The 25,459-nt window shown below is 73.7% G+C and carries 21 protein-coding genes; 8 read left to right on the top strand and 13 right to left on the bottom strand.

Annotation, left to right across the window (positions count from 1 at the left end; genetic code table 11):
* Positions 1-48: 48 nt before the first annotated feature.
* Entirely contained in the window at positions 49-1,545 is a 1,497-nt protein-coding gene (gene dacB / locus FKN01_RS00315) for a D-alanyl-D-alanine carboxypeptidase/D-alanyl-D-alanine-endopeptidase (protein ID WP_143615961.1), read from the bottom strand.
* Positions 1,546-1,631: 86 nt separating this feature from the next.
* Here dacB and FKN01_RS00310 point away from each other — a divergent pair, with 86 nt between their 5' ends.
* Together FKN01_RS00310 and FKN01_RS00305 are read left to right on the top strand one after the other, a co-directional pair.
* On the top strand, positions 1,632-2,126 hold the full coding sequence (locus FKN01_RS00310) for an inorganic diphosphatase (protein ID WP_018520452.1): 495 nt from the start codon (positions 1,632-1,634) through the stop codon (positions 2,124-2,126).
* 143 nt (positions 2,127-2,269) lie between these two features.
* Entirely contained in the window at positions 2,270-3,967 is a 1,698-nt protein-coding gene (locus FKN01_RS00305) for a threonine/serine exporter ThrE family protein (protein ID WP_143615645.1), read from the top strand.
* Between the two features lie 22 nt (positions 3,968-3,989).
* Here FKN01_RS00305 and FKN01_RS00300 read toward each other — a convergent pair whose 3' ends face one another.
* Together FKN01_RS00300 and FKN01_RS00295 are read right to left on the bottom strand one after the other, a co-directional pair.
* Complete coding sequence (locus FKN01_RS00300; RefSeq protein ID WP_143615644.1) at positions 3,990-4,694, bottom strand: DedA family protein; 705 nt, start codon at positions 4,692-4,694, stop codon at positions 3,990-3,992.
* Between the two features lie 94 nt (positions 4,695-4,788).
* Positions 4,789-5,547, bottom strand: coding sequence for a MerR family transcriptional regulator (locus FKN01_RS00295; RefSeq protein ID WP_143615643.1), 759 nt, complete (start codon positions 5,545-5,547; stop codon positions 4,789-4,791).
* A 129-nt stretch (positions 5,548-5,676) separates the two neighbouring features.
* Here FKN01_RS00295 and FKN01_RS00290 point away from each other — a divergent pair, with 129 nt between their 5' ends.
* Entirely contained in the window at positions 5,677-6,951 is a 1,275-nt protein-coding gene (locus tag FKN01_RS00290; protein WP_143615642.1) for an ion channel protein, read from the top strand.
* A 97-nt stretch (positions 6,952-7,048) separates the two neighbouring features.
* Positions 7,049-8,473, top strand: a complete 1,425-nt coding sequence (locus FKN01_RS00285) for a glutamate decarboxylase (protein ID WP_143615960.1) — start codon at positions 7,049-7,051, stop codon at positions 8,471-8,473.
* Between the two features lies 1 nt (position 8,474).
* On the opposite strand, the gene FKN01_RS00280 is transcribed toward FKN01_RS00285, so the two are convergent.
* From FKN01_RS00280 to FKN01_RS00270, 3 genes are read right to left on the bottom strand one after another with little or no spacing between them, the layout of a single operon-like run.
* Positions 8,475-9,092: a PadR family transcriptional regulator gene (locus FKN01_RS00280; protein ID WP_143615641.1), complete on the bottom strand. Its 618-nt coding sequence runs from the start codon at positions 9,090-9,092 to the stop codon at positions 8,475-8,477.
* A 54-nt stretch (positions 9,093-9,146) separates the two neighbouring features.
* Entirely contained in the window at positions 9,147-10,604 is a 1,458-nt protein-coding gene (locus FKN01_RS00275; protein ID WP_143615640.1) for an aldehyde dehydrogenase family protein, read from the bottom strand.
* 54 nt (positions 10,605-10,658) lie between these two features.
* Complete coding sequence (locus FKN01_RS00270; protein ID WP_143615639.1) at positions 10,659-11,540, bottom strand: helix-turn-helix transcriptional regulator; 882 nt, start codon at positions 11,538-11,540, stop codon at positions 10,659-10,661.
* A gap of 328 nt (positions 11,541-11,868) precedes the next feature.
* On the opposite strand from FKN01_RS00270, the gene FKN01_RS00265 reads away from it, so the two are divergent.
* Positions 11,869-12,369, top strand: coding sequence for an ATP-binding protein (locus tag FKN01_RS00265; RefSeq protein WP_143615959.1), 501 nt, complete (start codon positions 11,869-11,871; stop codon positions 12,367-12,369).
* 139 nt (positions 12,370-12,508) lie between these two features.
* Here the strand turns inward: FKN01_RS00265 and FKN01_RS00260 are convergent, their stop codons facing one another.
* Complete coding sequence (locus FKN01_RS00260) at positions 12,509-12,745, bottom strand: DUF397 domain-containing protein (RefSeq protein WP_111330080.1); 237 nt, start codon at positions 12,743-12,745, stop codon at positions 12,509-12,511.
* 249 nt (positions 12,746-12,994) lie between these two features.
* On the opposite strand from FKN01_RS00260, the gene FKN01_RS00255 reads away from it, so the two are divergent.
* A complete protein-coding gene (locus FKN01_RS00255; protein ID WP_143615638.1) occupies positions 12,995-13,531 on the top strand; it encodes a hypothetical protein in 537 nt (178 codons plus the stop codon).
* 41 nt (positions 13,532-13,572) lie between these two features.
* On the opposite strand, the gene FKN01_RS00250 is transcribed toward FKN01_RS00255, so the two are convergent.
* The gene (locus FKN01_RS00250; RefSeq protein ID WP_143615637.1) at positions 13,573-15,702 is read right to left on the bottom strand and encodes an FUSC family protein; all 2,130 of its coding nucleotides are present in this window, start codon (positions 15,700-15,702) and stop codon (positions 13,573-13,575) included.
* Between the two features lie 68 nt (positions 15,703-15,770).
* A complete protein-coding gene (locus FKN01_RS00245; protein WP_143615636.1) occupies positions 15,771-16,949 on the bottom strand; it encodes a DUF2786 domain-containing protein in 1,179 nt (392 codons plus the stop codon).
* A gap of 118 nt (positions 16,950-17,067) precedes the next feature.
* On the opposite strand from FKN01_RS00245, the gene FKN01_RS00240 reads away from it, so the two are divergent.
* Positions 17,068-18,753, top strand: a complete 1,686-nt coding sequence (locus FKN01_RS00240; protein ID WP_143615635.1) for a bifunctional 3'-5' exonuclease/DNA polymerase — start codon at positions 17,068-17,070, stop codon at positions 18,751-18,753.
* Between the two features lie 257 nt (positions 18,754-19,010).
* On the opposite strand, the gene FKN01_RS00235 is transcribed toward FKN01_RS00240, so the two are convergent.
* On the bottom strand, positions 19,011-19,877 hold the full coding sequence (locus FKN01_RS00235; RefSeq protein ID WP_143615634.1) for a carbohydrate-binding protein: 867 nt from the start codon (positions 19,875-19,877) through the stop codon (positions 19,011-19,013).
* A 120-nt stretch (positions 19,878-19,997) separates the two neighbouring features.
* Entirely contained in the window at positions 19,998-21,356 is a 1,359-nt protein-coding gene (locus FKN01_RS00230) for an alpha-lytic protease prodomain-containing protein (RefSeq protein WP_143615958.1), read from the bottom strand.
* 219 nt (positions 21,357-21,575) lie between these two features.
* Between FKN01_RS00230 and FKN01_RS00225 the strand changes: the two genes are divergently transcribed.
* Complete coding sequence (locus tag FKN01_RS00225) at positions 21,576-22,259, top strand: phosphotransferase (protein ID WP_143615633.1); 684 nt, start codon at positions 21,576-21,578, stop codon at positions 22,257-22,259.
* Positions 22,260-22,266: 7 nt separating this feature from the next.
* Here the strand turns inward: FKN01_RS00225 and FKN01_RS00220 are convergent, their stop codons facing one another.
* Positions 22,267-24,729: an ABC transporter permease gene (locus FKN01_RS00220; RefSeq protein WP_143615632.1), complete on the bottom strand. Its 2,463-nt coding sequence runs from the start codon at positions 24,727-24,729 to the stop codon at positions 22,267-22,269.
* Positions 24,723-25,457, bottom strand: coding sequence for an ABC transporter ATP-binding protein (locus tag FKN01_RS00215; RefSeq protein WP_143615631.1), 735 nt, complete (start codon positions 25,455-25,457; stop codon positions 24,723-24,725). Before FKN01_RS00215 ends, FKN01_RS00220 begins: the two co-directional genes overlap by 7 nt.
* Between the last annotated feature and the right edge of the window lie 2 nt (positions 25,458-25,459).

The following is a 25,459-nucleotide window of genomic DNA, read 5'->3' as shown; positions in this document are numbered from 1 at the left end:
CGTCAACCGTACGTGCTCATCCCCGGGAACGAGGAGGTGTTGACGGGCTCAACGCCTCCCGGCGCCGAGTGCGGTGGCGAGTGCGTCGAGGGCTTTCTGGGCCTCGGCGGGTGCGGTGGTGCCGGAGGCGAGGAAGGCGAAGGCGAGAAGCCGGCCCCGGGTGTCCACGACGGTGCCGGCGAGGCTGTTGACGCCGGTGAGGGTGCCGGTCTTGGCGCGGATGAAGCCGGTGCCGCCGGCCCTGGCGGTGTAGCGGCTGCTGAGCGTGCCGCTGAAGCCGGCGACGGGGAGGCCGGTGAGGACGGGGCGCAGTTCGGGGTGGGCGGGGTCGGCGGCCCGGGCGAGGAGGCCGGCGAGCAGGGCGGCGGTCACCTTGTCCTTGCGGTCGAGCCCGCTGCCGTCGGCGATGTTCACGCCCTTGAGCGGCAGTCCGAGCTTCTTCAGGCGGGCGGTGACGGCCCGTCGGCCGCCCTTGAAGTCGGCGGGCTGCCCGGCGGCGATGGCGGTCTGCCGGGCCAGCGCCTCGGCGATGTCGTTGTCGCTGTTGGTCAGGGCGCGTTCGACCAGTCCGGAGAGGGGGGCGGAGAGGTGGGTGGCGACGGTACGGGACTTCTCGGCGGCGCGGCCGGGGGCGGGTGCGCCCTTGGTGGTGACCCCGGCGTCGTCCAGGTATCCGGCGAAGGCGCGGGCGGCGTCGCCGGCCGGGTCCTCGCTGCGCGGGGCCGGGCCCTTGGCGGAGTCGTCCAGGCGGCCCTCGTTCAGCATCAGGGCGCTCATGGGCGCGATGTTCTCGTTGGGGCCGATCGGGTGGTGCGCGGGCCCCGAGTAGGCGGAGGCGTCGTAGCGGAGGCGTACGGAGGGGGCCTTGGCGGTCTTGAGGGCGCGGGCGGTCTCGGTGGCCAGGGCGCGCAGGGCGGCCTTGTCGAGGGTGGGGTCGCCGCCGCCGACGAGGGTGACGGTGCGCAGGTCGTCGGAGGCGCGCACGGTGGTGGGGATGCGGTGGGCGGGGCCGAGGGCGCCGAGCGCGGCGACGGTGGTGGCGATCTTGACGGTGGACGCGGGGGTCATGGGGGCGTCGGCGCCCTTGCCGTAGAGCCGTACGCCGGTGGCGGTGTCGATGACGACGGCGGCGCGGCGGGTGCCCAGCGCGTCGTTCTTCAGCAGCGGGTCCAGGACGGCGGGCAGGTCGCGAGTGGCGCCGGCCGGGGCGTTCTTCGCGCCGGTGCCGGTGCCGGCGGCGGACAGGGCGGCGAGGACGGCGGGGGCGCGGGGGGCGGGGGCGGGGCCCTCGGGGTCGCCGCCGTCGTGATGTGCGCCACCTGTGCGTCCGGCGGCGGTCGCCCGGTCGCGCTCGGCCTTACGCTGACCCGAGTCCCAGGGTCCGGCGGCGAGGACGGCGCCGGCCGCGAGGGCCAGTCCGACGACGGCGGACACGGCCGTGAACCGCCAGTCGTTCACCGCGCCGCGTACGCCCGGACGGGCCGCGATGGTGCCGCCGGGCGTGCCGGACGGTTCGGTCGACGGTCTTTCCACCGGCTCGGCCACCGTTGACCAGCCCCTTTCGCGAGCACTCATCTGCGTGAGGGACACTTAACCACCAGTCGTATGTGTTGATCATGGAGGAGCCACCCGTGGAGTTCGACGTCGTTATCGAGATCCCGAAGGGTTCGCGCAACAAGTACGAGGTGGATCACGAGACCGGCCGGATTCGTCTGGACCGTCGGCTCTTCACCTCGACCAGCTACCCGGCGGACTACGGCTTCGTCGAGGACACCCTCGGTGAGGACGGCGACCCGCTGGACGCGCTGGTGATCCTGGAGGAGCCGACGTTCCCGGGCTGCCTCATCAAGTGCCGCGCGATCGGCATGTTCCGGATGACCGACGAGGCCGGCGGCGACGACAAGCTGCTGTGCGTCCCGGCGTCCGACCCCCGGGTGGAGCACCTGCAGGACATCCAGCACGTGTCGGAGTTCGACCGTCTGGAGATCCAGCACTTCTTCGAGGTCTACAAGGACCTGGAGCCGGGCAAGTCCGTCGAGGGCGCCGACTGGGTCGGCCGCGCCGAGGCCGAGGCCGAGATCGTCGCCTCCCGCAAGCGCCTTGAGGCGCAGGGCGGCGCGCACTGACGTTCCGCTTCGTGTGAGCGGGTCCTCGAACGGGCGGTACACCCAGGTGGGTGTGCCGCCCGTTCCGTGTGCCCTCCCTTGGGCGTGGCCATACTGGGCAGGAGTGCGGCCGAGGACGCGCAGCCGAGGAGGAGCGAGGTCGAGTGGTGGCGGAACCGGACGGGCCCGACGACGAGAAGCCCCAGTCCGACGAGGCGCACAGCGCCTTCTCGCGGCCTGCCGGGACGGAACCTGCGGCGCCGCCCGAGGAGGACCACCCGACGTCGGAGTTCGCCCTTCCGGAGGGCGTGACGCCCGAGCCGCCGGCGCCGGGCTCCGGTTCCGGTACGGGTTCCGCTTCCGGGTCCGAGACGACCGGTTCGGCGTTCGCGCCGCCGAGCACGTACAGCTTCCGGGACTCCCCGCCGGCGTTCACCCCGGCGTACGGGGTGCCGATGGTCCGGCTGACCAAGGAGGCGCCCTGGCAGGACCGGATGCGCACGATGCTGCGGATGCCGGTCGCCGAGCGCCCGGCGCCGGAGCCGGTCCAGCGGCACGACGAGGAGGCGGGTCCCCCGGTCCCGCGCGTGCTCGACCTGACGTTGCGCATCGGGGAGCTGCTGCTGGCGGGCGGTGAGGGCGCCGAGGACGTCGAGGCGGCCATGTTCGCGGTGATGCGGAGCTACGGGCTCGACCGCTGCGAGCCGACCGTGACGTTCACCCTGCTGTCGATCTCGCACCAGCCGTCGCTGGTGGACGACCCGGTGACGGCGAGCCGTACGGTACGCCGCCGGGGCACCGACTACACGCGGCTGGCGGCGGTCTTCCGGCTGATCGACGACCTCACCACGGCCGACGACGAGGTGTCGCTGGAGGAGGCGTACCGGCGGCTCGCGGAGATCCGGCGCAACCGGCACCCGTATCCCGGCTGGGTGCTGACGCTGGCCGCCGGCGGGCTGGCGGGGGCGGCGTCCGTGCTGGTCGGCGGTGGCCCGCTGGTGTTCGTGATCGCGGCGCTGGGAGCGATGCTCGGTGACCGGCTGGCCTGGCTGTGCGCGGGGCGCGGGCTGCCGGAGTTCTACCAGTTCGCGATCGCGGCGATGCCTCCCGCCGCGATGGGCGTGGCGCTGACGCTGACGCACTGGTCGGACGTACGGCCGTCGGCGGTGATCACCGGTGGGCTGTTCGCGCTGCTGCCGGGGCGGGCGCTGGTGGCGGGCGTGCAGGACGGTCTGACCGGGTACTACATCACGGCCTCGGCGCGGCTCCTGGAGGTCATGTACTTCTTCATCGCGATCGTCACCGGGGTGCTGCTGGCCCTGTACGGGGGGCTTCAGCTGGGCGCGGAGCTGGACCCGGAGGCGCGGTTCATCACGCACGACCGGCCGGTGATCCAGATCCTGGCGTCGATGGTGCTGACCCTGTCGTTCGCGATCCTGCTCCAGCAGGAGCGGGTGACGGTGCTCGCGGTGACCCTGAACGGCGGAGTGGCCTGGATCATCTACGGGGCGATGGCCCGGACGGGCGGGCTGTCGGCGGTGGCCGCGACGGCCGCGGCGGCCGGGCTCGTCGGGCTGTTCGGGCAGCTGTTCTCGCGGTACCGCTACACGTCGTCGCTGCCCTACATCACGGCGGCGATCGGGCCGCTGCTGCCGGGGTCCGCGACGTACTTCGGTCTGCTGGGCGTCGCGCAGAACGAGCTGGACCGGGGCCTCGCCTCGCTGTCCACGGCGGTGGCGACGGCGCTGGCCATCGCCATCGGGGTGAATCTGGGGAGCGAGATCTCCCGGCTGTTCATGCGGGTGCCGGGCGCGGTCGGCGGGGCGAACCGCCGCGCGGCCAAGCGGACGCGCGGCTTCTGACCGGATCGGGGGCCGGGCCGGGTCAGCGCTTGGCGTGGCGGCCCCGGCGGCCGGCGGACGGGTCCTGCGGGGGCACCTCGCCGTTCCCGGCGGCGGGGCCCTCCTTCTTGGCCTTGCTCCGGGCGCGCAGGAACTCGATGGCGATCGGGATCACCGAGATCAGCACGATCAGGACGAGCATCGCCTCGATGTTCTCGTGGACGAACTCGACGTTGCCGAGGGCGGCGCCGAGCAGGGTCACCCCGACGCCCCACAGGACGCCGCCGATCACGTTGAACACGATGAACGAGCGGTAGTTCATCCGGCTGACGCCCGCGATGATCGGGGTGAAGGTCCGCACGATCGGCACGAAGCGGGCCAGGATCAGCGACTTCGGGCCGTGCTTCTCGAAGAACTCGTGGGCCTTCTCGACGTTCTCCTGCTTGAAGAGGCGGGAGTCGGGCCGGCTGAAGAGCGAGGGGCCGACCTTGCGGCCGAAGAGGTAGCCCACCTGGTCGCCGATGATCGCGGCCAGCGCCACCAGGACGCAGACCAGCCAGAGCGGGGTGTGCAGCTTGTCGGTCGTGACCAGCAGGCCGGTGGTGAACAGCAGGGAGTCACCGGGCAGGAAGAAGCCGATGAGCAGCCCGGACTCGGCGAAGACGATGACCAGCACACCGGCCAGGCCGAACTGTCCGATGAGATAGTCCGGGTCCAGCCAGCTCGGTCCGAGCGCAAGCGTATTCAAGGGTCCGGGCTCCAGGATGAGGTCGATAAGCGGCTGCGTGGCCGCCCCAAGCTATCAACGCCTCGGGGCGGCCCCGGGTTCCACCCGCCTCCCTTTACGTCCGGCGGCGCGCGTTCGCCTCGATCGCGTCGCGCAGGTGCTCGGCCAGGCCCGGCCGCATGGCGTCGTAGAACGCCTTGAACTGCGGATCGGCGACGTACATCCCGCCGAGGTTCCGGTGCATCTCGTAGCCGCACTCGTAGAACCAGGTGGAGATGTGGAGGCGGTGCTCCTCCGCGAGGTCCGTGGCGCGCTCGCCGCCGGCGGGCTCGCCGGCCTCCATCAGCGCCGCGTAGCGCTCGCTCCAGGAGTCGACCTCGGCCTTCATCCGCTGCCAGTCCTCCTTGGTGTAGCGGGCGGCCCGGCGCTGCGACTCGGCGTAGGCCTCGGTACCGCCCCAGCGGCGTTCGGCCTCCTCCGCGTGCGCCTCGGGGTCCTTGTCGCCGAAGACCTCGAACTTCTCCTCGGGAGTGAGGTTGATGCCCATCCTGCGTGCCTCCATCGCTGTCTCTACGGCGGCGGCCATCCGCTGGAGCTCCGCGATCCGGTGCGACAGCAGCGCGTGCTGGCGGCGCAGGTGCTCCTGCGGGTCCGCGTCCGGGTCGTCGAGCAGGGCCGCGATCTCGTCCAGCGGGAAGCCGAGCTCCCGGTAGAAGAGGATCTGCTGCAGCCGGTCCAGGTCGGCGTCGTCGTACCGCCGGTGGCCCGCGTGGCTGCGCCCGCCCGGTGAGAGCAGGCCGATGGAGTCGTAGTGGTGCAGGGTGCGCACCGTGACCCCGGCGTAGCCGGCGACCTGTCCCACGGAGTACTCCATGGCTCCCCGCTCCTTCCTGTGTGGGTACGCGTCCGAGCCTCGGCCCTCACGCGGCGTCAGGTGCAAGTCCCGCCTGCCACCCGCACCTTTTGAACGGTTTTACGGCTTTCGCATCGCTATGGTGTGCCGATGCCGACCGATTCCGCCGTCGCCGCCGAGCCCGCCCCCGCCCGGCGGCTGCTCGTGCTCATCGTGCCCGCCCTGGCCGTGGGCGTGGTTTCGGCCCTGGTCCTGCTCGGGGTCAGCCTGCTCGCGGAGCGCCTCCAGGACGTGCTGTGGGAGACGCTGCCCGACGCGCTGTCGGTGGGGCGGTACTCCTCGCTGTGGATGATCGTGATGCTCACGGTCACGGGCCTGGTGACCGGCCTGGTCCTGCGGGCCGTCCCCGGCCGGGGCGGCCCGGACCCGGCGACCACGGGCCTGGTCGACCCTCCCCTGCCGCCCTCCGTGGTGCCCGGCCTGCTCGTCGTCACCGTCCTGGCCCTGGCGGGCGGCGTCAGCCTCGGCCCGGAGAACCCGATCACCGCGGCCAACATCGCCCTGGCCGCCTGGGCCGGCCGCCGGATCGCGCCCGGCGCACCCGGTGAGCTGTGGCTCGCGCTGGCCGCCGCCGGCACCATCGGCGCCCTCTTCGGCACCCCGGTCGCCGCCGCCCTGATCCTCACCGAGACGCTGGCCGCCGCGCCCGGCGCCGGGGCGCTCTGGGACAAGCTGTCCGGGCCGCTCGCGGCCGGGGCCGCCGGTTCGCTCACCATGTCGCTGGCCGAGCACCCGAGCTTCGACCTGTCGCTGCCCGCGTACACGCACACCGGATGGGGCGACCTGCTCGCCGCCCTCGTGATCGCCTCGGCCGGAGCCGTCCTCGGCCTCGCGGCGGTGTACGCGTTCCCCTACGTCCACCGCTGCTTCCGGGCCCTGCCGCATCCGGTGCTCTCCCTGACCCTGGGCGGCCTCGCGCTGGGCCTGCTCGGGGCGCTGGGCGGGCACCTGACGCTCTTCAAGGGGCTGGACGAGGTGAAGACGCTCGCCGCCGACCCGGACGGCTGGTCGGCCGGCGGGTTCGCGACGATGGCGGTGGTGAAGGCCGCGGCCCTGGTGATCGCCGCGACCTGCGGGTTCCGGGGCGGCCGGATCTTCCCGGCGGTCTTCGTGGGCGTCGCGCTCGGCCTGTGCGCCCATGCCCTCGTCGACGCGGTACCGGTGACCCTCGCGGTGACGTGCGCGGTCCTGGGCGTGCTGCTGGCCGTCACCCGGCAGGGCTGGCTGAGCCTGTTCACGGCGGCGGTCCTGGGCTTCGACACGGCCCTGCTCCCGCTGCTGTGCGTGGCGTCGCTGCCCGCCTGGCTGCTGGTGACCGGCCGGCCGCTGATGCAGCTGCGCGAGGACGGCACGGCGCTGCGCTGATCCGGACGGCCCAGCGCCGGGTGCCGGGCGCCGGGGCCGTCCGTACCGTCGGACGCGTCCGGTCTCGCGGGCGCGAGCCGAGAAGGGCAGGTCCGTGATGCCGCTCCACCGGGGCTCCGCGCACGAGGGCGAACCGTCGGCCGCGCACAGCAAGCTGGCGCTCAACCCGTTCTACGGGGTCGCCGACCCGGTCGCCGGAATGGAGGCGGCCCCGCCCCGGCACCGGATGCCGGACGGGCCGCTGCCGCCCCACACCGCGTACGGGCTCGTCCACGACGAGCTGATGCTGGACGGCAACTCGCGGCTCAACCTCGCCACCTTCGTCACCACCTGGATGGAGCCCCAGGCCGGGGTGCTGATGGGCGAGTGCCGCGACAAGAACATGATCGACAAGGACGAGTACCCGCGCACCGCGGAGCTGGAGCGGCGCTGTGTGTCGATGCTCGCCGACCTCTGGCACGCGCCCGACCCCTCGGCGGCCGTCGGCTGTTCCACGACCGGGTCCAGCGAGGCGTGCATGCTCGCCGCGATGGCGCTCAAACGCCGCTGGGCGGCCAGGAACGCCGACCGCTACCCGGCGAGCGCCAGGCCCAATCTCGTGATGGGGGTGAACGTGCAGGTGTGCTGGGAGAAGTTCTGCACGTTCTGGGAGGTCGAGCCGCGCCTCGTGCCCATGGAGGGCGACCGCTTCCACCTCGACCCGGGGGCCGCGGTGGAGCTGTGCGACGAGAACACCATCGGGGTCGTCGGCGTCCTCGGCTCCACCTTCGACGGCAGCTACGAGCCGATCGCGGAGCTGTGCGCGGCCCTGGACGGCCTCCAGGAGCGCACCGGACTCGACATCCCCGTCCACGTCGACGGGGCCTCCGGCGCCATGGTCGCGCCGTTCCTCGACGAGGACCTGGTGTGGGACTTCCGGCTTCCCCGGGTGTCCTCCATCAACACCTCCGGCCACAAATACGGCCTGGTCTACCCGGGCGTCGGCTGGGCGCTGTGGCGCTCGCCCGCCGAGCTGCCCGAGGAGCTGGTCTTCCGCGTCAATTACCTGGGCGGCGACATGCCCACCTTCGCGCTGAACTTCTCCCGGCCCGGCGCCCAGGTCGTCGCGCAGTACTACACCTTCCTGCGGCTGGGCCGGGACGGCTACCGGGCCGTGCAGCAGGCGGCCCGGGACGTGGCGACGGGCCTGGCCGCGAAGATCGAGGAGCTGGGCGACTTCCGGCTGCTCACCCGGGGCGACCAGCTCCCCGTCTTCGCGCTCACCACCAGGCCGGAGGTGACGGCGTACGACGTCTTCGACGTGTCACGGCGACTGCGCGAACGCGGCTGGCTGGTGCCCGCGTACACCTTCCCGGCCAACCGGGAGGATCTGTCCGTGCTCCGCGTCGTGTGCCGCAACGGCTTCTCGTCGGACCTGGCGGAACTGCTCCTGGAGGACCTGCGGCTGCTGATGCCGGAACTGCGCGCCCAGCCGCACCCGCTGACCCGGGACGAGAACGCGGCGACGTCCTTCCACCACTGAGCTACCCGGTCGCGTACGGGTTCTCCTCGCCCTCCGCGAGCACGCCCACGAAGGGCGCGCCCTCGCCCGCGAACACGTACGCCCCGCCCTCGATGCGGGCGATCAGGCCGCGCGTCCACTCCGCGCCGGCGTCCGCCGAGTGGACCCAGAAGTTCATGACCTCGCCGATGTGGCCCAGCTGCTCCGGCCCGCCCTCGGGGAGGTAGTGCCCGGCGACGGCGGCCCGCCAGGCGGCGAGGTTCGTCAGCCGCTCGCGGAGCAGGGCGACCGCCTCGGCGCGCTCCAGGTCGACGATGAAGCCGATGCCCGCCGAGAGGACGTCCATCCGCTGGTCGTACGAGGTGAGCGAGGCACGCAGCAGGGCGAAGTACTCCTCGGTGCCGCGTTCGGTGATCTCGTACTCGATGCGCGGCGGGCCGCCCGCGGTGCTCGGGGCCACCTCGTGGGCGAGGAGCATGTCCTGCTTCGCGAGCTGCTTGAGCGCGTGGTAGACGGAGCCGGGCTTGGCGTTGGACCACTCGTGGGCGCCCCAGTACTCCAGGTCGTTGCGGACCTGGTAGCCGTGGGCCCGGCCGTGCTGGCGCACGGCGCCGAGGACCAGCAGCCGGATCGCGGACATGCCCTCCACCTCTCTGGTCGGCCCGACCAGGGTAGCGGGCGGTGCGGGGGCGGGTCAGAAGGGGAAGACGCTGCGGCCGTGCTGGACGGAGATCCACTTCTGGGTGGTGAACGCGTCCACCGCCGCGTCCCCGTTCATCCGGCCGAGGCCGGAGTCCTTCTCGCCGCCGAAGGCGATGCCCGGGTCGTCGTGCACGGTGGAGTCGTTGACGTGGAACATCCCGCTGCGGATGCGCTGGGCGAACCGGACGCCCCGCCCGGTGCGCGCGGTGTGCACCGCGCCGCTGAGGCCGTACGGGCTGTCGTTGACGATCCGCACCGCCTCGTCCTCGCCGTCGAAGGGCGCCAGCAGCGCGACCGGTCCGAAGATCTCCTGGTGGAGCAGCGGGGAGCTCTCCGGCAGCCCGGTGAGCACGGTCGGCTCCACCAGATTGCCGCGCACCCGCCCGCGCACCGGCGCCTCGGCGCCGTCGGCGATCGCCTGGTCCACCAGGGCGGCCAGCGAGTCGGCGTGGAAGGTGTTGATGACCGGGCCGATGCTGGTGTCCGGCTCGCGCGGGTCACCGGTCTTCAAGGCGGCGACCCGGGCGCAGAACTTCTCCGTGAACTCCGCGGCCACCGGGCGGTCCACCAGGATGCGGTTGGCGGCCATGCAGACCTGGCCGGAGTAGATGAACCGGCTGAAGACGGCGGCGTCGACCGCGTAGTCGATGTCGGCGTCGTCCAGCACCACCAGGGCGCTGTTGCCGCTGAGTTCGAGGACGGTGCGCTTGAAGAGGGCGCCCGCGGTGGCGGCGACATGGCGGCCGACGCGGTCCGACCCGGCGAAGGAGAGCACCTGGGGCACGGGGTGCTCTATGAACGCGTCGCCTATCTCGGCTATGTCGGTGACGACCACGTTGAGCAGCCCGGCCGGCAGCCCGGCCTCCTCGAAGATCCTCGCGACGAGGCCGCCGCCGACGACGGGCGAGTTCTGGTTGGCCTTGACGACGACCGCGTTGCCGAGGGCGAGGGCCGGCGCGACCGACTTCATCGTCACCAGGAGCGGGAAGTTGAAGGGGCTGATGACGCCGACGACCCCGACGGGCAGCCGGTAGAGGAGGTTCTCCCGGCCGTCCGCGGCGGAGGGCAGGATGCGGCCCTCCGGGGAGAGCGCCTGCCGGGCGGCCTCGCGCAGGAACTCCTGGGTGAGGCTCAGCTCGTAGGCGGCCTTGGTCCGGGTGCCGCCCAGCTCGTCGATGATCGCTTCGGTGATCTCGTCGGCCAGCTCCTCGGTGACCCGCAGCGCGCGCTCCAGGACGTCCCGGCGGCGGTACGGACTCGCCGCCGCCCACTCCCCCTGCGCGCGCTCGGCGGCGCGGTAGGCGCTGTCCACCTCGGCGGCGGTGGCGATGGTGATCGCGGCGAGCTTGTCACCGTTGTACGGATTGAAATCGATGATGTCCCAGGAGCCGGTGCCCGTACGCCATTCACCGTCGATGTACTGGCCGGCCAGCTCTTGGAAGAAGGACATGCGATCCCTTAACTCAGGTGCAGACTCCTGTAGGAGCGCCATCGTACTGAAAAATCAGGAGAGTTGGAGAAGTCCTCGGAGCAGGTCACGACTCTCCTCCGGGCCGGGGCTCTCCTCGTGGAGTCGCGTCATCGCCTTTTCGTACTGGGCGACTTCTTCGTCCTTGTCCAGATAGAGCGCGCTTGTCAGCTGTTCCAGATACACGATGTCCGACAGATCGGATTCCGGGAATCGCAGCATGGTGAAGGACCCGCTCTCGCCGGCGTGCCCGCCGAAACTGAACGGCATCACCTGGAGCGTGATGTTCGGCTGCTCCGACATGTCGATCAGATGCCGCAATTGGGCCCGCATCACTTCACGTCCGCCGTACGGGCGGCGCAGCGCCGCCTCGTCCAGCACGGCGTGGAAGCGGGGGGCGCGCTCGGAGACGAGGACCTTCTGCCGCTCCAGGCGCAGGGCGACGCGGCGTTCGATCTCGGCGGGGGGCGCGCCGCGCATGCCCCGGGAGACGACCGCGTGGGCGTAGTCCTCGGTCTGCAACAGCCCGTGCACGAACTGGACTTCGTAGATGCGGATGAGCGAGGCCGCCCCCTCCAGACCGACGTACGTCTGGAACCAGCCGGGCAGCACGTCCCCGTAACTGTGCCACCAGCCCGCCACATTGGCCTCACGGGCCAGGGCGAGCAGGGAGTCGCGCTCCGCCTCGTCCGTGACGCCGTAGAGCGTGAGCAGATCCTCGACGTCCCTGGCCTTGAAGCTCACCCGTCCCAACTCCATGCGGCTGATCTTCGATTCGGAGGCCCGGATCGAGTAGCCGGCCGCCTCGCGCGTGATGCCTCGCGAGTCACGCAGTCTCCTGAGCTGAGAGCCCAGCAGGATGCGCCGCACCACGGACCCACTCGACTCGCCTGCCGCCACTGGTCCAACCCTCCCCATCGCTTCCTGGCTTCGAGGCTCCCCCTGAACCCCAAGTGCCGGATTCTGCCACCAAAACGCTTCTCCCCGTACTCATTCGATTACGGAAATGGGAAGAGCTTGGGAAGACGCCGAAACCGGGGCCGGGAAGAAATGACCAAGAACCGGACGGGGTCGGACAGGTCCGGCGCGTGCACGTGCATCTGCCCTTGCATCTGCTGTGCGCATTCGGAACCATGGAGCCCGCGCACCTGCGTTCTCGTTCGTGTTGTGCCGCTGTCGCCGGTACGGAGTACCGGTCCAGCCGCGATTCCCGGGAGTGCCTCGCATGGGGACGAATGGATCGACGATGCTCGAGCCGTTACGGCAGGGGCTTCCTCCCATCGACCCCTCGGCCGTCTCCGGGTCGGCCACCTGCACCCTGCCGCCGCACTACGAAGCGGTCGGCGGAGCACGGCGGTTCACCCGGGCCACGCTGGGGGGATGGGGGCTGAGCGAGCGCTTCGACGACGTCGCGCTCGTCGTCTCCGAACTGGTCACCAACGCCCTGCGGCACGCCCTGCCGGACGACATCCCGCGCGAGCCCCACGAGCCGCCGGTACGGCTGCACCTGATGCGCTGGACCTCGCGGCTGGTGTGCGCGGTGCGCGATCCGAGCCAGGCGAGCCCGGTCGCCTCCGAGGCGGCGGACTCCGCCGAGTCGGGGCGGGGGCTGTTCCTGGTGGAGTCCTTCAGCGACTGCTGGGGGTGGCACCCCTCGCCCGTACTGACCACCGGGGGCGCGCCGGGCGCGGCGGCTTCCCGGGGCAAGGTCGTCTGGGCGCTGTTCAGACTGTCCGACCCGGTGTGACGGGGGCGGTGCGGCCGGTCGGCGCACCGCGTGGCACACCGCCCGAGGGCCGAATCCCGCCGCACGCCTGCGGGGTTCGGCCCTCTGTGGTGCACGGGGCGGGGTGTGCGGGCCGCGGCTTACGGGAACGCCCCGGCCGTCAGCCCACGAGGTGGTCGAACTCGCCGTCCTTCACACCGAGCAGCAACGCCTCTATCTCGGCCGGTGTGTAGACCAGCGCCGGCCCGTCCGGGTGGCGCGAATTGCGCATCGCCACACCTCCGTCGGGCAGTTTCGCGAACTCCACGCAAGACCCCTGGGAGTTGCTGTGTCTGCTCTTCTGCCAGACGACTCCGCGAAGCTCTGTGGCCGCCATGCCGTTGTACACGTGGTGCACAGGACGCTCCCCGAGTTGCAAGGTGCAAGTGTCAACTGTCCCGGATCATAGCTGTGTTCAATTCTCGATGCATGAGCGGATGCACGGGCAGATGCACGTGCACGCGGGGTGTCGCCGCGATTACAGCTCTTGCCGGCTAAGACGTGTGAACGGCCCTTCCGGCTCCCGTTCCGGGGAGTTGACTTCTCGGTGCCCCTCGCGACCCACTGGTAGCTTGGATGGCCATTCGTCTTCCAGGGGGAATTCCAGATGCACAAGATCGCACGTACCGGCGCAGTCCTCGCCACCGGTCTGCTGACCGCGCTGGCGCTCACGGGTTGCGGAAGCGACGGCGACAAGGGCGACTCGGGCAAGGACTCCGGGGCCGACGCGAGCCCGACGGCGGGCGCGAGCAGCGAGGCGCCCTCCGGTGCGGACGGCGGTTCCGGTGACGGCTCCGCCGGCGACGCGAAGGCGCTGGAGGGCGCCTGGGCGGGCAAGACCGACGGCAAGGCGGTGGTGCTGTCCGTCGCCGCCGGGAAGGCCGTCGTCGTCGCCGAGTCCCACGTCTGCACGGGCACCGTGACGGACATGGGCAAGCTGATGCTGGACCTGAAGTGCGCCGACGGCGACACCGCCCGGACGATGGGGGCCGTCGAGTCCAACGACGGCGAGACCGTCGTGATCTCGTGGGACGCGGGGGCGAAGGACACCCTGGCGAAGACCGACGCGGACTCGCTGAAGGGCATCGCCGATCTCCCCGGCCTCTCCGACCTCCCCGACCTGCCCGACCTGCCGACGCCGTGACGCCGTGACGCCGCGGGCCGCGGCCTCGTGACGCCGCGGGGTCATGTGGCCAGCCCCCGCGAGAAGTCCTCCAGCGCGTCGAGGAGCAGGGCCGCGTTGTTGCGTACGAGTCCGGCGGCGGGCGGCGCCCCGCCCTCCGCCTCCTCCTCGCGCGCCCGGCACTCCGCCTCCCAGCGCTCCAGCGCCTCCCGCACCGGCGTCCAGTCCGGCACCCGCCGCTCCCGCACCGCCTTGGCGCCCCGGTCCGTGGCCCGGCGCAGCGCGTCGGCGAGCGCGGCGGCCCCGGGCACGGGCGCGGCCCCGCCGCGGGGCAGATGGGCCTCCAGAAGCATCGCGACCCGGCCGAACTGGGCCAGGGAGTGCTGGGTGGCGTCGGCGGCGGCGTGCGAGAGGCCCCGGTGGCGCACCGGTTCGTGCCGGGCCGTCGCCACCGCCTCCTGCCAGGCGACCCGGGCCTCGCGGGTGGCGAGCAGGGCGCGGCGCACATCGTCCTGGCCGCGTTCGGCCGGGTCCGCGTACTGGTCGAGGACCGCCGCCGCGTACCGGCCGTCCGTCTTCAGCCAGTCGCCGAGCCGGGTGCGCAGGCGCGGCGTCTCCCAGGCCGGGTAGACGGCGTACGAGATCATCGCCAGGAGCCCGCCGGCCAGCGTGAGGAGCACCCGCTCGAACACCGTCTGGCCCAGGTTGTCACCGGCCATGCCGAGCAGGAAGACGACGTAGGCGCCGACGCACGCCTGGGCGACCGCGTAGCCGGTCCGCATCAGCAGGTACATCAGCAGGGCGCAGACCACGGCGAGGGCGGCGAGCGGTCCGGTGCGCGGGTGCGCGGTCTCCACGATCGCGGAGGCGAGGAACACGCCGACGAGGGTGCCGCCGAACCGGGCGACCGCGCGGGAGTACGTCTGGGAGAACTCCGGGCGCATCACCATCACCGCCGCCATGGGCGCCCAGTAGCCGTGGCCGAACGGCAGCAGGCGGCCCAGGAGGTAGCCGACCGCGGCGACGGAGGCGATCCGGATCGCGTGCCGCAGGATCGGGGAGCCGTGGTGCACCTCGCGGCGCATCGCCCTGAGGATGACCGGGGCGAGACGCAGCAGACCGGGGCGCGGGTGGTGCTCGGCGGGCGGGCGGCTGTCCTTGAGCGCGTCGGCGGCCCGCTCGGCCCCGGCCCGCTCCTCCCTGGTGCCGTCGCCCTCGGCGGCCTCGATGACGTCGGAGAGGAGGGCGGTGAGCCGGTCGGCGGCGCGCAGCGGCGGGCCGGTGAGCAGGGCCCCGGTGTCGGGGGTCCGCAGCGCGGCGACGGCCGCTGCGGGCAGCCGGACCGGGGCGCCCTTGCGGATCGCCCGGGCCGCCGCGTCCAGCAGCGATCCGGCGGCGGCCAGCAGCTCGCGGACGCGGTCGCGCTCGGGGCCCTCGGCGGGCACGCCCATGGCCGGGTCGGCGAGCGAGGCGAGCACCGGTCTGATGCGCTCGGCGGCCCCGCGTGAGCCGTGCAGTTCGGCGGGGCGGCGGCGGGCCTCGCGGGCGGTGACGGCGGCGGCCCGGCGGGCGAGCATCAGCGGCACCGGGTCGAAGGGAGCGGCCGGGTCGTGGCGCAGCCGTCGCGCGTAGTCGGCCTCGGCGGCCAGCGCGTCGGCGAGCGCGTCGCGCTGGGCGCCCCATCTGCGGATCGGGAAGAGCACGATCAGCGCCGCCTGGACGACCCCGCCGAACATGATCATCGCGCCGTGCAGGGCCGCCTGCGCGGCGGAGGTCGGCAGGGTGATCGTGACGAGCATGATCGCGACGTTGGAGGCGGCGATGATGCCGCCGGTCGGGCCCGCCGCCCAGGCGAGCCCGGCGAGGAAGGTCCAGACGACCAGGAGGAGCAGGAAGAGCGGGAGATGGGGCCCGGTCACATAGCCCAGGAAGGTGGAGACGCCGAGGCTGACGCCGGAGACCAGGGCGAGGACGGGGCGGGGGCGCCAGCTGCGCTGGAAGGTGGCGATGGCCGCCTGGAACGCGCCGAACGCCGAGCTGGCGGCGACCGCCGGACCGAACAGCGCGAGGCCGGCCCCGATGACCAGCGCGAGCCCGACCGCGCCGCGCACCGCGATCAGCGGTTCGAGGCGCCGCCGCTCGATCTTCAGGCCGGAGCGGGCGGTCTCCTTCAGCGCCCGGAGCCAGCTCATGTGCCGAGCCTAACCGGAATTTCCGTTTTGCCCGAGTTGCGGTGGATCAGGATCTGCCCGGTGGTCACTCAGCCCCTGATGCCCCGTGACTCCCCGCCCATCCGTGCCCGGTCCGCCGCCCGGGTGCCGTGCGTCCAGCCGTCCAGGTCCGTCGCACCTCTGACCCGGGTGGTCGTGGTGCGGGGGAACATCCGCTCGGCGGTCTCGGTGACCGCCAGGTCGCGGGCGGCGAGCACCGGGAGCAGCGCGGTGTCGGCGGCCGTGTCGCCCTCCGCCTCGGCTGCGGCGTTCTCCGCCTCGGCCGTGGCGCGGGCGGTGCCGTCGGCGAGACGGCTGCCCAGGCGCTGGGCGTAGGCCATCAGGAAGGACTGCCGGAACGTCTTGGTCCGTTTACGCCCGCCGGCCCGCTGGCCCGCCTCCGCCCGGGTCATCGCGGCCGTGCCCTGGACGAGCAGCGAGGTGTGGAGCAGTTCGACGGCCTCCAGGTCCGCCTCGAAGCCGACGACCGTGGTGAAGCCCAGGTCGCTGTTCCACACGGCCCGGCAGCGGTTCGCCGAGGCCACCGCGTCGAGCAGGATCGCCTTGGCCGTCTCGTACGGGGCGTCCACCCCGATCCGGCAGGCACCGGGGGTGCGGTCGCCGTGCGTACGGGCCGCGAGCAGGGCCTCGTCGATGCTGTGCCGGGCCATCAGCTCCTGCGCCTTGGTGGTCAGCGCCTCCGCCTCCTCCGGGTAGCCGGTCGCCTCCGCCTTCGCGAGCAGGGCGCGGATGCGGGTCAGCATGCGGGGCTCCCCTGCGGCGGGCGGCCGGGTCAGGGCCTCGCGCGCCGCGCCCGGCGGCGGCCCGACGGGCTCGATGGCCGGGAGTGCGAGCAGCAGGCGGTAGAGCGCGAGGAGGGCGGAGGCGTACGAGAACCGGTCGGGCCGGCCCGGGGGCGGGGCGGCGGGCAGCTCGTCCAGCTGGGACCGCCAGCGCGCCGGCAGCTCCTGGTAGCGGCGGACCTCGGCGGCGATGAGCCCGGCGGCCAGGCCCGCCGCGTGCTCGTCCAGATCGCGGCGGACGAGGCGGACGACGTCGGCGGGCAGCCAGCCGCGCTCCCAGGCCCGGCGGACGAACTCCTCACCCCGGCGCACCAGCTCCGCGTCGGCCCGCGGGGCGGCGGCGAGCAGCGAGGCGCCGGTGTCGAGACCGGCGTCGCCCTCCGTGTAGAGGGCAGCCGCGAACGCCTGGTCGATCACCGATTCCATGAGGTCAGGGTAGGCGCCCGCGGTCGCCGGTCCGCCGTCCACAGGCTGTGGATATCGAACGTGCGCACGAAACGCGGGCTTCCGGCCGTTGTCAGTGCCGGGTGCCAGACTCGGCCGTATGACCGAACGCTGGGCGCTGGCCGTCACGGAGGGCGGGGGCGCGCGCCTCGCCCCGCTGGACCGCTCCGGCCGGCCGGCGGGCCCGGTCCTGACCGAGCCGGACCTCGCGGAGGCGGTCCGCTCCCGGCCGGACGTGACCCGCTGGGTGTGGCGCTCGACCGCCGGGGTCTATCCCCGGCTGCTGGCCGCCGGGGTGCGGGTCGAGCGGGCCTACGACGTGGAGGCCGCGGAATCCCTGCTCCTCGGCCACGAGGGCCGGCTCGGTGAGCCCCGCTCGGCCGCCGCCGCGCTCGCCCGGCTGCGCGGCGGCCCGGTGCCTCCCGATCCGCCGCCCAGGGCCGCGGAGCCCGGCTCCCAGTCGTCCCTGTTCGAGCCGCCTTCGGGCCCGGAGCTGCCGTTCGACGCGCTGACCGAGGTGTACGCGGCGCAGCTCGCGCGCCACGGGGCGACGGACCGGCCGGAGCGGATGCGGCTGCTGACGGCCGCCGAGTCGGCGGGGATGCTGGTCGCCGCCGAGATGAGCCGGACGGGCCTGCCCTGGCGGGCCGACGTCCACCGCGAGGTGCTGGACGAGCTGCTCGGCGAGCGGTACGCGGGCGGCGGCGAGCCCCGGCGCCTGGCCGAGCTGGCCGACGAGGTGTCCGCCGCCTTCGGCCGCCGGGTGCGCCCGGACCTGCCGGCCGATGTGGTGCGGGCCTTCGCGCAGGCCGGGATCAAGGTCCGCTCGACGCGCCGCTGGGAGCTGGAGACCCTGGACCACCCGGCGGTCCGGCCGCTCGTCCAGTACAAGAAGCTGTACCGGATCTGGACCGCGCACGGCTGGGCCTGGCTCCAGGACTGGGTGCGCGACGGCCGCTTCCGCCCCGAGTACCAGCCGGGCGGCACGGTCACCGGGCGCTGGACGACCAACGGCGGCGGCGCGCTCCAGATCCCCAAGGTGATCCGGCGGGCCGTCGTCGCGGACGAGGGGTGGCGGCTCGTCGTCGCGGACGCCGCCCAGATGGAGCCGAGGGTGCTGGCCGCGATCTCCCGCGACCCGGGGCTGATGGAGGTCGCGGGCCATGAGGGCGACCTCTACACCGCGCTGTCCGACCGCGCCTTCCACGGCGACCGCGACCACGCCAAGATCGCGCTGCTCGGCGCCGTCTACGGGCAGACCTCCGGGGACGGCCTGAAGAATCTGGCGGCGCTGCGCCGCAGGTTCCCGCGCGCGGTGGCGTATGTGGACGACGCGGCGAAGGCGGGCGAGGAGGGCCGTCTCGTACGTACGTGGCTCGGCCGGACCAGTCCGCCGGCGGCCGGGCACGGGGAGGACGGGGAGGCGGGCATCCCGCAGGAGGAGGCCGGGCGGCCCTCGGAGTACATCCCCGGTTACGCCTCGACGGACGCGAGGGCGCGCGGCCGGTTCACGCGGAACTTCGTGGTCCAGGGCAGCGCGGCGGAGTGGGCGCTGCTGCTCCTGGCGGCCCTGCGCCGGGCGGTCGCCGCCGGCGGGCTCCGGGCCGAGCTGGTCTTCTTCCAGCACGACGAGGTGATCGTGCACTGCCCGCTCGCGGAGACGGACGCGGTCCTGGCGGCGCTCCGGGAGGCCGCCGAGGTGGCCGGCCGGACGGCCTTCGGGGACACACCGGTGCGCTTCCCGTTCACCACGGCGGTGGTGGAGCGCTACTCGGACGCGAAATGAGAGCCACGACGGCCGGCCGCGGCGTGGCGGCCGGGCCGTGAGAGCCGCGACATGGCGGCCGGGACGTGAGAGCCGCGGCATGGCGGCCGGGCCGTGAGAGCCGCGGCGTGGCGGCCGGAACGTGACAGTCGCGGCATGACAGCCGGAACGGCCCGGGACCGAACCCCCTCCGGCCCGGGCCGTGCGCCGTACGCGCCCCGGGGAGAGAGCCCGGGGCGCGTGGCGCGGCGGTTACGGCCGCCCGGCCGTCTGCCTGTCTACCCGCGTTCCCACAACGCGGGGACATTCGGCGGCTCCCAGCCGGTCAGGGCGGTGTGAGCCTGCAGACAGCGGTAGGCGACCCCGCCGTATGTGACGCGGTCTCCCGCGGTGTAGGACGTACCGACCGCCCAGGTGCCGCCCGGGTTGGTCGGCGGGTCGGTCGGGTCGGTGGGCGGATCGGTCGGGTCCGTGGGGTCCTGGGCGACGTCGAGGACGAAGTCGAAGGTGCCCTCCTTGCCGGAGCCGACCGCCCGCACGTTCATCAGCAGCGCCGCGTCGTACAGCATGTCGGTGCTGTTGCGCGGCTCGCCGGGGAAGTACAGCTGGGTGGTGAGGATGCCCGAGCCGGGGGCCTGGGCCTTCACATGGATGTGCCGGGTGCGGCCGGGGTAGAGGCCGGGCACGATCGTGGTGAGCGTGAACGCGCCGTTCCGGTCGGTGAACTGGTGGCCGCGGAAGGCGTAACCGCTCATGTCGTACGCGCCGTTGGTGTCGGCCTGCCAGAAGTCCAGCAGCACGCCCGGGATCGGACGGCACTCGCGCCCGAAGACGTATCCGCTGACGGTGAGCGGGACACCGGGCGTCGACGAGGTCACCAGGCTGGTGCGGAGCGGGGAGTTGGGCTTGAAGTACGGGCCCTCGATCTGGTCGTGCGTCGGCTCGTCGCCGTCGTCGCAGTCCGGGGTCGGGGCGAGCGGCCGGCCGGTGTTCCCGGCGTCGCGCGCCAGCGCCACCCCGCCGCCCGCGAACAGCGGCACGGCGGTGGCCACGAGGGCCGCCTTGAGGAGGGACTTGCGGCTGATCGCCGGACCGCCTGCGGCTTCGGCGGTGGGCTCGTTGCTCTCGGGGGTCACGGGGGGCATGGCTGGCGGACTCCTCGGGGTGGTGGGGGAAGGGTCACGTGCGCGGTGCGGGGGCCCGGGGCGGTGTCGGTCGCCCCGGGCCCGTTCCTCGATCGCCTGAGGGGCGGGGGTGTTCCGCGGTTACAGGGCCTGCCACAGGGCCGGGACGTTCGGCGGGGTCCAGCCGGGCTGGGCCAGGTGGCCCTGGAGGCAGCGGTAGCTCGCCGAGCCGTACGTCACCACGTCACCGGCCGCGTAGGTGGTGCCGGCCGCCCAGGTGCCGCCCGGGTTGGTCGGCGGGTCGGTCGGGTCCGGCGGGGTGGTGGAGCCGTTGGTGACCAGGGTCACCCCGTACGCCTGGAGCGCCGGGTTCAGCGGCTGGAAGTACGTCACACCGCCCTGCGAGCAGTTGCCGGTGCCGCCGGAGGTGACGCCCTGGGCCTGGCTGCCCGAGATGAACGAGCCCCCGGAGTCGCCGGGTTCGGCGCAGACGTTGGTCCGGGTCACCCCGGAGACGGTGCCCTCCTGGTAGGTGACGCTGCTGTTGCGCTGCTGGACGGTGCCGCAGTGCCAGCCGGTCGTGGAGCCGGACCGGCAGACCGACGAGCCCTCGATCGCCTCGGTGGAGCCGGTGACCGTGATGTCGGGGTTGCCGTAGCCGTTGACCAGCGGGCGCGGCGTCCAGTTGGCGTTGGTGGCGACCCAGGAGTAGTCGCGGCCGGGGAAGGTGGAGCCCTGGAAGGAGCCCTGGGCCTGCTGGTTGTAGCCGCTGGTGGTGGTGCCCGGCCGGCCGCAGTGCCCGGCGCTGACGAAGCCGCTCTGGGTGCCGCGCTTGACGGGGAAGCCGATGGAGCAGCGGCCCGAGCCGTTCATGTAGTACGCGTCGCCGCCGCGCAGGTCCGCGAAGGTCCGGGGCTGCTCGGTGGACCGGGCGACGGTCACCAGGTCGCGGGAGACGCCGGCCTTCGCGAGGAACGCGTCGGCGGCGGACGCCTTCCCGGCCTGGACGACGACGCGGTTGGTGCGTACGTCGACGTACCAGGCGGGCACGTCCTTCGGCGCGGTGCGCAGCGCGACCCGGTCCAGGGCGGCCTTGGCGGCGTCGAGTTCGGCGAGGCTGTGGTCGACGACCTCGGCGCGGGCGCCGGCCTTCGTGATGCGGGCGGCGTCCGAGGCGTCGGTGGTGGCGACGGTCAGGTCCGCGTCGTCGCCGCTGACCCGGGCGCCGGCGAACCGGTCACCGAGCGAGTACCGCAGCCCGGCGGTGAGGGCGGCGGCGCGCGACTCATTGGCGATGCGGCCGCGGGCCTCGGTGGCGGTGAGCCCGAGGTCCCGCTGCATGGCCTTCAGCAGGCCGGGCGAGAGGTGGGCGGAGTCCGCCGCGGGGGGGGGGGCGGGGGCGGCGGGGTCGGCGGACGCGGTGCCGGACAGCCCGGCGAGTGCGAGCGCGCCGACGGCCACGGTGGCGGTACACGCGGCCAGGGCCCGCCGGCGGAGCATGGATCTCTCCACGGAACTCTCCTTGACTTCAGGGGAATCGCTTCGGAGGAATCGCTTCGGGGAATTGCTGGGGGGAAGCGTTTCGGGGGAATCGCCGCCAAGGTAGCCGCGTACACGTCAGCTTCAGGAGATCCCGTCCGCCCCATCGCACCGCGTTATGGGGCGCCGGTTCCGGTCCCCGAACTCCCTTTGTATACGGCCCCCGAGTAGGTTCCCCTCATGCGCATAGGCCGACTGCTGGGCAGTGGACGCGACGCGGACGTGTACGAACTGGACGAGGCGTGGGTGCTGCGGCGCTACCGCCACGGGATGGACGCCTCCCGGGAACTGCCGGTCATGTCCTACCTGTCCGCCTCCGGCTACCCGGTGCCCCGGCTGGGTCCGCCGCCTCCTTCGGCCGGGCCCGGCGATCTGGTCCTCCAGCGGCTGCACGGTCCGACGATGCTGGAGTCCCTGATGTCCGGGGCGATGGGCGCCGAGGAGGGCTCCGGCCTGCTCGCCGGGCTCCTCGCCGATCTGCACACCATTCCGGCGCGGCTCTCGCCCGACCCCGAGGACCGGGTGCTCCACCTGGATCTGCACCCGGACAACGTGGTGCTGACGGCGGACGGCCCCGCGGTCATCGACTGGAGCAACACCGAGGAGGGCCGGCCCGCCCTGGACCGGGCCATGTCGGCGCTGATCCTGGCGCAGGTGGCGGTGGACCCCGGCCACCCGGCGGCGGACGGGGCGCGGGAGCTGGTGACGGCCCTGGTGCCGCGTCTGGCCGCCGACGACGGCATTCCCGCCTCCCACCTCGCCGACGCGGCGGCCCGGCGCACCCGCAACCCGACGATGTCCCCGGCCGAGACGGCCCTGATCGGGGAGGCGACGGCCCTGGTCACCGCGCTCGCGGGGCGGTAGCACGGCCCTACTCCCGCGCCCCGGCGAGCTCCACCGGCCGGGTGCGCAGGGCGAGGGCGGCGGGCAGCACGGCGAAGACCACCGCGAGCGCCGCGCTCACCGCGACCGCCTGCCCGACCGCTACCCACGGCACGACGACCGCCGAGGGCACGGAGAGGCGGCCGAGCGCGGCCCGCACGCCGAGCAGGTTCAGCGCGGCCACCGCCCCGCCGAGCACCGCGCCCACCGCGACCACGGCCAGCGCTTCCGCCCCGGCCAGCCGCAGCACTTGGGGCTTGGTCGCTCCGGCGAGGCGCAGCACGGCGAAGTCGCGGACCCGGTCAGCCGTGGCCATGACCTGGGTGTTGGCGAGGGCGATCCCCGTGTAGACCAAGGCGATCGCGAGGATCATCAGCAGCCCGGTCCGTGTGGAGCCGCCGTCCCGCTCGAGGGTCCGGGCCCACTGCTCACGGGGCAGCACCTCGGTGCCGGTCGCCCGCCCGGCCGCGCGCAGCCCACGCGCGACGGCCTGCCGGTCGGCCCCGGCGCGTACGGCGATCCCGACGCGGTCGACGGGGGCGCCCGCCGCGTTGCGCGGGGTGAGGTAGACGCCGTTGTCGCCGGTGCCGGCGGCGAGCACGGCCGCGATGCGCAGGGTGACCTCGCGGCCGTCGCCGAGCCGGACGCGGACGCGGGCGCCGACCCGGTGGGTCTCCCACTCCTCGTTGACGACGATCGAGCGGTCGTCCAGGTCGGCGAGCCGGCCGGAGACCACGGGCAACGCGGAGACGGCGGCGAAGTCGGCCGGGTCCACCGCCCGGGCGTCGGAGCGGATGAGGGCGGTGCCCTCTTCGAGCACGGTGACGGAGGTGGCGTGCGAGGCGCTGACCCGGGCGCCCGGGACGCGGCGGGCGCGGTCCGCGAACTCCTGCGCGACACCGGCGTGTTCGCCGACGGCCAGGAAGTCCGCCGTGACCTGGCCGCGCGTCTCGGCCGCCTTGGCCGCGTCGATGGTGGCCTTGGTCCCCATCAGTGAGGCGGCCAGGGCGACGGTGACCAGCACCGGCGCGGCGACGGCGGCCGTCCGGCGCAGCCCGGCGGAGGCGTTCTCCCGGACCAGGAGCCCGGTGGCGCCCGGCAGCCGGGCGGGCAGCCAGGCCAGGAGCCGGATCGCGGGGCGCACCAGGACGGGCGCGAAGAGGGCGCATCCGGTGATCAGGAGCATCGGCTGCGTGGTGTACGTCTTGCGCTTGAGGAGCCCGGCCGGGTCCTGGACGAGCCCGAGCACCGCGAGCACCGCCCCGGTGAGCAGGACGGCGGCGCCCAGCACCACCCGTACCGGCGGCATCGTGCCGCTGTCCACGGCGGCGTCGCGCAGGGCCTCGGCCGGGCGGACGCGCCCGGCGCGGTGGGCGGCGGCGACCGCTCCGGCGAGGGCTATGGCGAGGCCGGTCCAGAAGGCGGTGTGCAGCGGCCAGTCCTGGTCCCCGATGGCGAACCAGGCCGGGGCGAGGCCCTTCCGGACCATCCAGGACGCGAGCCGGGGCGCCCCGAAGAGCCCCAGCCGACAGCCCGCCGCCGAGGCGAGGGCGCCGACGAGTGCGGCCTCCGCGTACACCAGGCGGCGCACCTGGCCGGGCGTCGCCCCCGCCATGCGCAGCAGGCCGAACTCGCGGCGGCGCTGGGCCACCGCGAAGGAGAACGTCGAGGCGACGACGAACACGGAGACGAAGGCGGTGATGCCGGCGGCGGTGCCCAGCAGGGCGTTGACCGAGACCAGGGCCTCGGCGTCCCGGTCCGGGTCGGGGTCGGCCCTGCGCCGCTCGTCGCCCGTGAGGACGTCCAGGCCCGAGCCGGAGCCCACGGCCGCGCGCCCGGCGGCCGGGTCGGCGTGCACGACGCCCGCGTCGATGCCCGGGGAGAGCCGGGCGGCCTCCGCCCCGCTGAAGAACACGGCGCGCTCGAAGGAGGCGGGGCGCACGGTCCCGGTCACCGTCCACTTCTCCTTGCCCGAAGGCGTGGTGAGGGCGACCCTGTCTCCCACGGCCCCCTCCCCCGCCGGGACCACGACCTCGCCGGACGTGGCGGGCGGACGCCCGGACAGCAGCCGGTACGGGGTCGCGGCGGCGACCGCCCAGGGATGGCCTACCGCCCCGGCCGGCCCGCTCCCCACCGACACCGGGAACGTGCGGTCCACCGCCGTCCGCCCCAGCCCCGCGAGCCGGGCGGCGACCTCCGCCGGGACGGGCCGGGGATCGGTGAGCTTCTGCGTACGGACGCCGATCGGCGTGCGTACGCGGACCTGGTCCGCACCCCGCACCACCACGGGCGCGGCGGCGAACCGCTCCGGCGCCTGGTCCGGGCCGCCGAAGGTGGCGGCGAGGGCGAGGCCCGTCGTGGCGACGATCCCCACACCGAGAGCGAGAGCGAGGAAGGAGCCGGCGAGGGTGACCCAGCGGGTCCGTATGCCCTGGAGGACCAGCTTCAGCACGGGACCGCCCCCATCCGCGTCATCCGGGCGGCGATCTCCTCGGCCGCCGGGGCGTGCAGCTCGTCACGCACCCGGCCGTCCGCGAGGAAGAGCACCCGGTCCGCGTAGGAGGCGGCGACCGGGTCGTGCGTCACCATGATCACGGTCTGGCCGTCGTCCGCCATGGTCCGGAGCAGCGTCAGCACCTCGCGGCCGGTCGTGGAGTCCAGCGCGCCGGTGGGCTCGTCACCGAACAGCACATCGGGCCGGGTCACCAGCGCGCGGGCCAGCGCCACCCGCTGCTGCTGGCCGCCCGACAGCTCCCCGGGTCGGTGCCCGGCGCGTCCGGCGAGGCCCACCCGGTCCAGGACGTCGAGTATGTCGGCGCGCTTGGGGCGGCGGCCCGCCAGTCTGAGCGGCAGGGCCACGTTCTGCTCGGCGGTCAGGGCGGGGAGCAGGTTGAACGCCTGGAAGACGAAGCCGATGCGGCTGCGCCGGAGCAGGGTCAGCCGGCGCTCGCTCAGCCCGGTCAACTCCGTGTCGCCGAGGAACACCTGGCCCGCGGTGGGGCGGTCGAGGCCGGCGGTGCACTGGAGCAGGGTGGACTTGCCGGAGCCCGAGGGGCCCATGACGGCGGTGAAGGAGCCCCGGGGGATGTCCAGGCTGACCGCGTCGAGCGCGGTGACGGCACCGGATCTGCCGGCGTAGGACCGGGTGACCGAGCGGAGTCGTACGGCTGCGTGATTCATGC

The sequence above is a fragment of the Streptomyces sp. 130 genome, assembly GCF_007096885.1.
Lineage (GTDB): Bacteria > Actinomycetota > Actinomycetes > Streptomycetales > Streptomycetaceae > Streptomyces.
This window is presented reverse-complemented; position numbering and strand designations above follow the sequence as displayed.